Origin of the sequence: Parapedobacter deserti (genome assembly GCF_042646065.1) — a bacterium.
GTDB classification, from domain to species: Bacteria; Bacteroidota; Bacteroidia; order Sphingobacteriales; family Sphingobacteriaceae; genus Parapedobacter; species Parapedobacter deserti.
In genome coordinates, this window is sequence record NZ_JBHRTA010000021.1 from 1 (window position 1) to 12194 (window position 12194).

A 12194-nucleotide genomic window follows, 5' to 3' on the forward strand; every position below is an offset into this window, starting at 1 on the left:
CATCCGGACAAACCTTATCAGGTTCCGTGCCGAAAAGCGGTATTCTCAGCGTGAGATAGCGCAAGTATTATCCATTTCACAACCTTCTTACAATCAGATGGAGACTGGACACACTCGAGTTGCCGCGAGTCAATTATATGCTTTGGCCAACTTTTACGGTATTTCGGTCCAGCTTTTCTATGTAGAGAACCCCACGCTGGACGACGATTGCGAAAGGCTAAGCGAGGCGAAGAAGGCGCTGCAGGAACAGGTTGCAATCTATCAAGCAGCCATGGAAATCTATCAAAGGCGATTCAAAGAGCTGGAAAGCAGGAAGCTGAACCGCGAAGCCAAGCGTAGTCTGCTTAAGATCGGACGGACGGTGAAAAATGCCAAGCGATAGCTCCAACATAGGCCGTGAAGCAATAGGCACAGCCTATCACATTTATAGCCTATGTCTATCATATTTATAGCCTAAACACTACAGCTGCCCGCCATTCCTTGTGTAACTTTGAGGGGTTCCGGAAGCGGGACTCGGGGTGGAGGAGCGTGATTCTTTTTCTGTTCAAACAAGTCGCTGCGATGGGCTTCCCGTAGCAGACGTGAAAACACACAAACACCTGCCGGAAATCCCGTCTGCCGCAGACATCCAACGGGATGGTTTGGACCTCGCGGAAATGAACGTGTTACTGTTGAAAAACGTGGAGGAGCTAACGCTGCACATTATTGATTAAACCGAACTAGTGAACTTGAAAACAAAGAAATATCAGATGAAATCAGCCATAAAATAGCGATAAATGGACAGAACTATCAACTAACGTTAAATATAAATCGATGCTAAATCTTAAAAAGATTAGTTGCGTTCTTTGGGCGATCGCGTCTGCGGGTGCAACCTTAGCCCAAAACAATGCATTTCCGATAAGCGGAAACGTGGGTATCGGGACACCAAACCCTCAACTAAAGCTCGACATCCAAGGTGGAGGAGCTTCGATCAGCGGTGTCAACCCGATATCATCAATAAATGGATTTCGCAACCTATTGCAACTCAAAAATCCAAGTCACGCCGCCATAGTGTATAATCCCGGGGAAGACAATGAACTGATGTTCGGCTTCCATAGTACGGGTCGCTTTTTTTGGGGGTCAAAAGCAACCGGTTACCAAATGGTATTAAATGATGCTGGCGATTTGCAGGTTTATAACAGGGTGCAGATTGGGAGAGAACAGTATATGGAAGGATACGCGTTGTCTGTTGGGGGCAATGTAGTGGCCAAAGAGGTAAAGGTGACGCACAGTGGTTGGGCAGATCATGTTTTCCAGCCGGATTACAAACTACGCCCCCTTGATGAAGTGCAAACCTATATCCAAAACTATGGTCATTTGCCAGGCATTCCAACGGCCGATGAAGTAATCAGGGAAGGCATCGATCTAGGTGAAATGAACAAAAAACTACTTGAGAAAATCGAGGAACTAACCTTGTACCTACTCGAAGAACGCCAAGCCAGAGAAGCACTTGAAGAACGGATAAACCGTATGGAAACGACCAAAGAAAGTAAGTGAAGCGAGTAAAATAAGACAAGCACATTGCCCTACTAAAGCCGACACCATACAAACGATAAATAACCTTTGAAACAAAAAGCACTATGAAAATTAACTTCAAATACTGCTGCATGCTTTTGCCTATATGCGTCGCCTTCGATGGCTGGTCTCAGAGCCTAGGAAAAAAAGTGGTAATAGGGTCAGAAGGTGGGTCACCAGAATACTACGTGGCCTCCTTACCTAAAAACTCCTCAGCTGTCTTTGAAAAGCTCAAAATTCAGGTGTTCGGTGGTTACTGGACAAATGTGGATTTGGGAGAGAACACTTACTACATTTCCACCCGCGGCAGTTTGCGGATTAACCAGGAGCGGCATGGAGGTGCAGCCAGCAGATATGCGCTGTTGGTGTATGATAATGGCGACAGCTATGATTTTGTAATAAAGGTTGTCAATAGTTATCCATCCTTTTATATAAGGGCATGGAAAATAGCGGGACGGGGCGTTTCCAGCATTCAAGAGCTGCCCATTTTGGATTACAACCCCGCTGGGAAGACGGATATAACATCGCAAATTCCGGTCAATAAAATTTTCCTTACTTCTCAAGAAGGCAATATCGGTTTGGGTACTGATCCGGTTGGAGATTATAGGCTTTCGGTGAACGGTAAAGTTCGAGCTAAGGAGGTGAAGGTAGAGACAGCCAACTGGCCCGATTATGTTTTTAAGGAAGGTTATGACCTGATGCCGCTTGCTGAACTGGAATCCCATATCAATACATACGGGCACCTTCCCGGCATCCCCACTGCAAAAGAAGTGGAGGCGGAGGGCATCGGTCTGGCCGAGATGAACCGAAAGCTACTAGAAAAAGTAGAGGAGTTGACGCTGCACTTGATTGCGAAGGAGAATTCCGAACAGATCATAAAAGAAGAACTGCAAGCCACGAGACAAGACGTCCGGGAGCTCAAAAAAATGATCAACGAAATCAAAAGGACAAGGCCATGAGAATGAATTATGCCTATGTTAGCTGCATTTCCTTGTTGCTGGTCATGGAGGAAGCCAGCCAGGCTCAAACGCAAACCGACATTCATGGTAGCTATAAAGCCATTACCATCCCCCTGGATCAAAACATAGGCTATTCCAGGACATTGATCCTGTTGCACGAGATATACAATGGCACCGATCTGTCCAATAATTACGTGGTAGGAACGATAATGGCGCAACGGGGAGCTGCGAATTCGTATCAGAGATTGAATACGGTCAATATCTATTCGGGGTCGGCCTATCGGTCGTATGAGGCATCCGTCCATTCACATAACCAAGGCAAGATTACGTTTGTGGATGGCTTTATGCAAAATACAGGTTGGGTTTTAAAAACCTGTATGTACGACGGTAAACGATACATGGCCCTTGATGTCCCTTACCTCGCCGGACCACACAGCCAAGGTTATCATTTTGTGGGTTGGGTGAATTCCTCAGGTGTATCGCTTAAAACGGTCACCTATCAGGTGGATGGTGTCGCACAAAACCAACATATCTTGAGCGATATTGAAGATTACACATCAACCTCGAATGAGCACCATAATGTGCGCAGTTTCGTTGTTTCAGGCAATGTCGGCATCGGCACCAGCAATCCACAGGAACGCTTGTCGGTCAACGGCAACATTCGAGCTAGGGAGGTGAAAGTAGAAATGGCCAATTGGCCGGATTACGTCTTCAAGGATAATTACGACCTCATGTCACTAGCCGAATTGGAATCCTATATCAATACCCACGGCCATCTACCCGGCATTCCTTCGGCGAAGGATGTGGAAGCCGACGGCATCGGATTGGCTGAAATGAACCGCAAACTTCTCGAGAAGGTGGAGGAACTGACGCTGTATATACTGAAGCAACAGCGTGAAATCAATCAACTGAAAGAAAAAGATAAAAATTTACAATGAAACGGTTAGCATTTATAACTGCCGCTATTTGGTGGCTTGGTCATGGCCAAGTCTATAGCCAGGATCCCAATGTCTTAATAGGATTGTCGTCACCAGCTCACGGCGTAACGATAAAAGCTAATTTCCCAACGGGATCCAGTGGGTGGACAAGAGGATTCAAAATATCAAACCAAGATAACAGTAAGCCCTTTGTCATGCTTGGAACTTACGGATACTATACCAATGGGGAGTCGTATGAAAATTATTCGTATATCGGCACGGTTTATTCGAATCCTTATATGACATNTGGTAATATTCTTGCCAAAGAAGTGAAGGTGAAGACTGACATCTCCGTACCGGACTACGTGTTCGAGCCGAGTTACGAACTGCAAGCTCTGGCCGATGTAGAGGCTTACGTGAAAAAGCACAGACACCTGCCGGAAATCCCGTCTGCCGCAGACATCCAACGGGATGGTTTGGACCTCGCGGAGATGAACCTGCTGCTGCTGAAAAAGGTGGAGGAGTTGACGCTTCATTTGATTGAAGTGACTAAGCGATTGGAACAAGTTGAATCGAACAATAAAGAACTGACTGCGAAATAACCCACATATGAAACTAATGATTATTTCCTGTACAGCCATTATTTCTTGCTGTACCGTACTATTTACCCTTTCGGCTTTTGCACAGACTGCTTATTACAAAAGGGCCGGAGGCAATATCCAGCAATCTGCCCAACCGGGCAATTTCTTGAATACAGCGAGCTTAGACAATGTGGACTATAGCAGCGGAACATTGAAAGTGGGTATTCCGCTTTACGAGATAAAGGTAAATGATATGGTTGTGCCGATTTCCATCAGCTACAGTGCTTTAGGCATAAAAGCCGGACAAGCTCCCAGTGCTGTGGGCATGGGTTGGGAATTAAACGCAGGTGGTAAAATTTCCACAATTATAAACGGTTTACCGGATTACGGCACGGAAGGAATCCGGACAAGCGAAAACCCAATGCTGAGTATCCCGGTGAACAGCAACGGGCTTGATCTGGATAATTCGGCGAACCACCGGGTATTTGCCATCAATACCATGCAAGGACGAGCGGATGGTGCTTGGGACGTGTATGCATTCCATGTACCTTCGGCCAGCGGTAAATTCATCAGGCCCCATACCGGAAGCCCGGTGTTTTTTCCGCATGACCCGACTATTGACATGAGTACTGCAGGATTGGTCACGGCCGATGGTATCAAATATGAATTCCAACAGGGGAGCGGTAAACGGTTGAGACGCAGAACATTTTATACCGAAGTGACACCGCCTACTGCTCCAACGTATACTGAGGCATGGGAATATTTTTATCACGATTATTACGATCAGGACCTAAGGTTCATTACCTCGTCGACGTCAAAAGACACAATTCGTTTTGAATATGAGGCCATCACTAATACACCGGGACCCCACCTGCAGCGGCTACAGGCAAAAGAACAGATAACGACCACCGTTTCCATGCCTGTTTCAATGAACGTATACAAAAATAGCAGCAACCAATGGTACCTGGCTTCCCCGAGTTCCTATATGATAAAGGAACCAAACATTTTTCAAACTAAAGTAGAGGTTATCCACCATACAAGGATAAAATACATTTATTTCGCCGACGGTAGGATCACATTCAACTATGCCGAAGACTACGCTGGAAGCGATGTGATGTCGTCCCTTTTGATTGAACGAAAAACGGGCAGCACCTATGAAATCATCAGGCAATTTGAATTTTTCTACGATATGTTCTATGGGCATTACCTTCGGACCATCCGGGTAAAGGATCGCCAGGCAAACGAAGAATACGACTGGAAATTCGACTATAATGGTATGGCCTCGGCTATACCATATAGAGAAGCAAACAATATCGACAGATGGGGCTTTGTGAATGGAAAGAATAACCAGACGCTCATTGAAAATCCGAATGACAACCTCGGTTTCCGCAATAAGGTGCACTATCCGGTGTACAACAAAGAAGGAATGGCCTACGCAAATTCGCTGTACCTGCCTAGAAACAGCAGGGAGGCGCGTCTTATCCTGCCGAACAATTATCCTTCTCCGGATAAGGTTCAATTTGCCGACCGTGAAATGGTTTTCAGCGAGGCAAGCAGAGGATTGCTCACGCGTGTGACTACTCCTACCGGCGGGGTGGTGGAATACGAATATGAACCTCACCGTTTTCCGCACTACCACTATGTCAATGGAAATGCCATCGAGGAAATCAAGGAAGGGGGAGGCTTCCGCATCAAGAAAATCAGGCACAAAAACCAAGCGAGCGGCAGGGCGCTGTTAATGAAGGAATATAAGTATGGCACTGGAAATTACGACGATGATCCAAACTCGTCCTATGTGGAGGACGGTCTGGGATGGGTATCTTACCCAGGCACCATCCTTTCTTCTGACGCTGTATATGGCGGCTCCGGGGGCAGCACCACGTTCAAAAACCTGGTTTTCCTGTCGCATCCGGTTAATGAAATGAGTTATTCGGGAGGCAGCTATGCCAGTTACGGATCAGTAACGGAATATTTGGTGGATAGTCTGTCGTCGGCCAATAAATATGCAGGGAAAACCACTTACTTTTTTCATGCCATTTCACCGGACATCTGGCAGATGGGGAATTACGATCCTTTGTTTCTGCCATATCCTACCGTGATGATAAAACCCGGCGTGGAACGCGATGTGCTGAACAATAAACCGCGAGCGGTTATCAGGTACCGCAACCATACCTATAATACATTTCAGAAAGTATCGGAAACGGTGTACTACTACAAACGATTCTATGCCCCGCCGTTGCCTAATCCAAGGCACGCCTATTCCTATTTTACAGGGATTACGGGGTCACTTTATAGCCCATTTGCCTCTCCACAATTCAACATAACCATATCTCAGTACAATCAAGAAACGCGGGAATTTGACTTGATTACCGTCAATATGGAATCTTCGCCCATTACCATCGACCCGTTGTATTATACCAACATCACCAATGAGATTCCGAATAGCTATTTTCCCGGAAAGTATGCTAATTCGGTGGTCGATTTGCTGGATTATGCAGATTGCTATAAACAGGACAGCGTACGGGATATCCTTTACAGTGAAATTGGCGAAAAGGTGATCAGGGATGTCACCACGCATTACCTTTACGACAACCCAAAGCATCTGCTGCCCACTCGGATTTCGATGGTGAACAGCATGGGCGATTCGACCATCCAGCGCCGGAAATATGCTGAAGACTATGTAGGCACTGTACCTGCCCCGTTCATTCAGCACATGCGGGTTCGCAACATGGTAGGCGTACCTGTGGAAGAGCTGACGACAATTAAACAAGGCGCCACGGAAACCATTGCTTCGGCAACGGCGCATCGGTACAGCGTGCTGCAGCAAGACTATCTGCAAAAGAGCCGTTTGGATCAATTGAGGTCGGACGAAGGCCCCATCTCCTATGGTTCCTATACGGGTCTCAACGATACCCGGTATGAGCCGAAAGTGCATTTTGAACAATTTGACAATAAGAACAATCTACTCCAGTATGCCAACGATATGAATAGCAAATCGAGTCAAGTTTGGGGGTATGGCGGCACTAGAGTGGTAGCTAAGGTGGAAGGTTCCGCATACGTGGATGTTGCTTACAGCGGGTTTGAAAGTGCGGACAAGGGAAATTGGACCTATGCAGGCACGCCTAGCACAATCCAAGGGTCGGTAACAGGGAATGCGGCTTACGCATTGGGCTCCGGATCGATTACCAAAGGGCAGCTTACCGCGTCTGCCAAATACATAGTATGCTATTGGTACAAGACAGGGGGCACGGTCTCGGTGAGCGGTGGTACCGTGAGTGCCGAGCGCTTGCTTAGGCAGCGCAACGGCTGGAGGTTGGTGGAGCGGGAAGTGACGGGCACTACTTCCGTGATGGTCTCTGGCAATGCGGTACTAGACGACCTGCGATTGCACCCATTTGAAGCGCAGATGGCCACTTATACTCATGATCCGATGGTGGGGATAACCAGTATCACGGATGCAACAGGAAAAGCCACGTATTACGAATACGATACTTTTCAGCGGGTCATCGCGGTACGAGACGAAGATGGAAACCTGCTGGAAGAATACGAGTATAATTATGGAACCAATTAATCGATAGGCCATGGGAAAGTACATCACGATTGCACGATTTTTCGTTTTAGGTCTGGCCCTATCAACGGGCGGATGGTTTGTGACCTTTGCGCAGAGTGCCAATCCAGCCTATGGTATTTATGGTGGGGAAGCCACCCTTACCGGGACGCAGAGTGTTAGACTGCTGCCGGGCTTCCACGTGGCTGCGGGTAACGACGTCCACATCTACATCACCGAAGGAACGCCACTCAGTAACACAGTAAGCACGGATCGCAATTTTATAGCAAAGACAACTTACCTCAAACCCTTCCTCACGACACCTGAACCGTTGCTCAGTACGAGCGCGATGCGGGATGTGGAGTACTTCGATCAGTTGGGAAGGACCATTCAACAGGTAGCGGTGCGGGCCACGCCCGGCAACACGTACAAGGACGTGGTAGTGCCGGTAGACTACGATGCATTTGGCCGCCAGCACAGGGAGTATCTGCCCTATGCCACCAGTACCGGTGCAGGAGGAGCGTTCAAAGCTGTAGCGCTATCTGCACAGGCAAATTATTACGTAGATGCCGGTACCGTACCTGCGGGGCAGTCGGTTAATACCTACGCTTATAGTGAAAAGGTCTTCGATAACTCCCCGCTCGAGCGGGTTGTGCAGCAGGGCTTTCCGGGCGCTACCTGGAGTCCGTCGTCCTCACGGGGTGCATTTTCCGGTCGCACCGTGGTCGCAAACTACAATCGGAACAACACTACTGCATTCAGCCAATTCGGCACTACCCGGAGGGCGGTACGGTACCGTATATCCTATAACGGCTCAGGACAACCGCTTTTAGTGCACGATGGTATCTATGCCGAGGGGCAGCTGACGGTCAAGATTACCTACAGTGAAAACTGGGTTTACACCACACCCGAGGAAGGACGGCTGGGCAGCGTGGAGGAATACTCGGATAAATCTGGGCAGGTCGTGCTGCGGCGGACGTTCAACAAAAAAGGAAACACGTTTGAGATCCTGAGCACCTATTACGTCCACGACGATTTCGGCAACTTGGTGTATGTACTGCCTCCGGGTGTAGATGCCGCCACGAACCCCGACAGGGAAAGCCTGCCCGGGTCATCGGCGCTGGCCACATGGCTAAACAATTTTGCCTATCAGTATCGGTACGACGGCCGGAACCGAGTGGTGGAGAGAAAACTTCCCGGCAATGGTTGGGAATACATTGTGTACAACAAGCTGGATCTTGTCGTCGCCACGCAGGATTCTCTACAGCGTGTGGTCAAGGAATGGCTGGTCACCAAGTATGACACGCATGCGCGAGTGGTGCTTACTGGAATATGGAATAACGGCAATACAGTCATTTCCCGCCAATCTCTGCAGACTGTCGTCAATAACCAAACATCCCCGAACCTGTGGGAGATACGGACGGGCAATGCCCACACGAATAGGGCTTGGCCGACAGGCTCCATAACGACCACACTTACGCAGCATTATTATGATAATTACAACATCTCCGGACTTCCGTCCACTTATGCGCCCACTACATTCAGCAAGATGGTGAGGGGGAAGGTCACCGCCACGCGGACTAAGGTGTTGGGCGCCGGTGCGGGTACCGACAACATGCTTTGGGAGGTGTTCCACTATGACGACAAGGGCAGGGTGGTTCGCACCTATAAGCAACATTACAAGGATGGCGGGACGGTCAGCGTGCATAATTACGATCTGGTGGATAATGCATACAATTTCACGGGAGGGATTACGCAAAGTGTTCGGAAGCATTACGCGGCGGATGCCAATGGCACATCTGCGAGCTTAGGGGTCACGTTGAAGAGCGAGTACGACTATGATCACCGTAACCGGATGGTGTCGATGTGGAAGACGGTGAACAGTGGCACAAGGACGATGGTATCCAATCAAACGTACAACGAGGTCGGCCAGCTTTGGAAAAAGGGATTACACAGCACGAACGGCAGCACGTTCGGGCAGGAGGTTATCTACAGTTACAACGAGCGCGGTTGGTTACGATCAATGGAGTCAGGCCTGTTCAAGCAATACCTGAAATATACAGACAGTGCGGCAAACCGACAGTATAACGGAAACATCGCGCATCAGGTGTTCATGCGGCGCGGTGGCAGCGGTACCGCGCCGGGCTGGGTGGCCGATACATACAGCTACCACTACGATGCCATGAACCGGCTGCTTCAGGGTACAATGGTCGGTAAGGGTAGAGAGACGCTAGTGTACGACAAGATGGGTAACATTGTCTCGCTTCAACGCACGAACGGCAGCGGCGGATTAGTTGATCGGATGCGGTACAACTATACAGACTATGGTAATCGGCTGAAGAGCGTGTTCGACACGGTCTCGACGACCACCACAGGCGATCCGTTTCAGCTTCCAGGGACAACGAATTTTACATATGACGGGAACGGGAACATGAAGACCCGCTTGAACACAAATACGGCGGTTACTCACAGCGTTAACAACATCACGGCGACGGCATACAACCACCTAAACCTTCCGCAGAACGTCACGGCCATTTCCGGGAATGTGTCTTACGTTTACGATGCATCGGGTCGGAAGCTGCGGAGCGTGAACGGCATAAACGGGCAGACACGGGACTACATCGACGGGATTGAATATTACAATGGTACAATGGAGCTGATCCACACGGAGGAGGGGCGGATCATGCGAAGCGGAGGTACTTACACATACAATTATTTTCTAAAGGATCATTTAGGCAACAACCGGGTGGGCTTCTCGCAGGGTACGAATGTTACCGCCCCAAACTTCCTTGCGGATTACTACCCGTTCGGCCTGCAATATCCGCAGTCGCTGGCCAATTCAGGTTCGCCGAAGAATAACTATCTTTACAACGGCAAGGAGCTTCAGGACGGTATCGGGCAGTATGATTACGGCGCAAGGTTCTATGACCCGGTGATAGGAAGGTGGGGAGTAATTGATGAAAAGGCTGAAAAGTATTCATTTTTAACTCCTTATAATTATGCTGCCAATAATCCGATAAAGTTCATTGACCCGGATGGGAAGGACATCATCATATTTTATCATGTGCAAAATTGGAGTGGTAAATGGAGACAGGAATCATTTAGGTTCACAGGAACCAACGCGTCGGATGCACCGCAGCATTATTTTGTGAACAACGTAATAAGGGCTTATGAGTATAATGTTGGAAATGGAGGAGGAAAGAACCTGTTGGAAGCAGCGACTAATTCAGAGATTGAAGTGGAATTAAGATTCGGAATTGACGATACTCATAGGGGAGGAAGAATTACTTGGAACCCGTTTACAGCACATGAGTACGGAGACATCACCCTTTCTCCTGCTACTGTCTTAGAACACGAAGCAGCCCACGCGGTTGCCTATTTTACTGAGTATGACTCATACAAGTCAAGAACAGAACAGACCGATAAACAGTATACAAACAGAGAAGAACGGCGTGTTATACTAGGGCCAGAACGTGAAACTGCTATAAAAAACAAAGAGATGAAACGCGGACAAGAAAGAAAATCACATGACGCAGGGCGAAGTATTAGGGTCAATGACCCCACTTCGACTAAAGAGGCAAAACCATTCCCTTGGTCCATGTTTGATGACAGGTTTCCAACATTCAGTCCCAATACATCAAACCGCCCGTTTTATGAGTGGTAAATGGATGACAATGAAGAATTTTTCACCGCGATTCGCAAAGCTAACGATAAGGCACGCAATATTGTTTTTATTCCTAATCATTGGTGTAAGTTCCTGTTTGAATTCAAATGAAAAACAGGATCCAGAGGAGTATATGGAAATATATTACTTTATGGGTTATATTGATACGAGCAGACCGTGTGAAAAAGATTTTGACCCTTCAGAAACCGTTGATAAGGGAACTGTTTCGATTGGAAAAGAAGAGTATCAGTTAATCAAAAACTATATCGCTGGTTTGCAAAACGTAGAGAGCGACAAAAATTCAACATATAGCATGTGCTTGCAATGTAATATGTATGATAGTAGCAAAGATTTTGAGACCCGTTTATCCGTTGGTCAGTTTGGCCCAATGAGTTTAGGTGACAATTTCGTGGAAAGAAATGATACGCTGTTATACCTACTTCGTAAAAACGCTGGATTTTATAATTATTACCATTTGAATGATTTGCCAAGATATTGTAAAGAAGTGGAACGTTTCGGAGTTCCAGAAAACTATCAAGATATGACTGCATATTTTGATACAAGTAACGTTCTTTACGCAAAAATTCGGATATTGGTAGAATAACCTATTTTTAAAGTCATAAGACTACGGCGCGAGGTTCTATGACCCGGTGGTCGGCAGGTGGGGAAGTGTGGACCCGCTTGCCGAGCAGATGCGGCGGTGGAGTCCTTATAATTATGCGTTCAATAATCCGATGCGGTTCATCGACCCGGACGGGATGGCGCCATTGGATGATTATCGGCTTGAAAGGAATGGGGAATTAACTTTGTTACGCGAGACTGACGACAATTTTGATAGAGTTTTTAATGATAAAGGAACAGAATCAATCAAAATTGCGAAGGGAGCTATCAGTCAAGATGAAGAAAGTACAACTATTACCTTTAATGACAACTATTCATCTTATGTGGAAGAAGGAACATATAATTCTGCTC

Annotated in this window: 9 protein-coding genes; all 9 read left to right on the top strand. The window is 47.5% G+C overall.

Features of this window, described 5'->3' with window-relative positions; genetic code table 11:
- On the top strand, positions 1 to 382 hold a 382-nt coding region (locus ACFOET_RS06740; protein ID WP_379020876.1), incomplete at its 5' end, for a helix-turn-helix domain-containing protein.
- A 199-nt stretch (positions 383 to 581) separates the two neighbouring features.
- On the top strand, positions 582 to 713 hold the full coding sequence (locus ACFOET_RS06745; protein ID WP_379020878.1) for a hypothetical protein: 132 nt from the start codon (positions 582 to 584) through the stop codon (positions 711 to 713).
- A 100-nt stretch (positions 714 to 813) separates the two neighbouring features.
- A complete protein-coding gene (locus ACFOET_RS06750; RefSeq protein WP_379020880.1) occupies positions 814 to 1536 on the top strand; it encodes a hypothetical protein in 723 nt (240 codons plus the stop codon).
- An 83-nt stretch (positions 1537 to 1619) separates the two neighbouring features.
- Positions 1620 to 2513 carry a hypothetical protein gene (locus tag ACFOET_RS06755; protein ID WP_379020882.1) on the top strand — a complete coding sequence of 298 codons (894 nt, stop codon included), beginning with the start codon at positions 1620 to 1622 and terminating at the stop codon, positions 2511 to 2513.
- Positions 2510 to 3451, top strand: coding sequence for a hypothetical protein (locus ACFOET_RS06760; protein ID WP_379020884.1), 942 nt, complete (start codon positions 2510 to 2512; stop codon positions 3449 to 3451). The genes ACFOET_RS06755 and ACFOET_RS06760 overlap by 4 nt, the downstream gene beginning before the upstream one ends.
- A gap of 588 nt (positions 3452 to 4039) precedes the next feature.
- On the top strand, positions 4040 to 7582 hold the full coding sequence (locus tag ACFOET_RS06765) for an RHS repeat domain-containing protein (RefSeq protein ID WP_379020886.1): 3543 nt from the start codon (positions 4040 to 4042) through the stop codon (positions 7580 to 7582).
- 10 nt (positions 7583 to 7592) lie between these two features.
- Entirely contained in the window at positions 7593 to 11222 is a 3630-nt protein-coding gene (locus ACFOET_RS06770) for a DUF6443 domain-containing protein (protein WP_379020888.1), read from the top strand.
- Positions 11212 to 11826, top strand: a complete 615-nt coding sequence (locus tag ACFOET_RS06775; RefSeq protein WP_379020890.1) for a hypothetical protein — start codon at positions 11212 to 11214, stop codon at positions 11824 to 11826. Before ACFOET_RS06770 ends, ACFOET_RS06775 begins: the two co-directional genes overlap by 11 nt.
- 130 nt (positions 11827 to 11956) lie before the next feature.
- On the top strand, positions 11957 to 12194 hold a 238-nt coding region (locus ACFOET_RS06780), incomplete at its 3' end, for a hypothetical protein (RefSeq protein ID WP_379020892.1).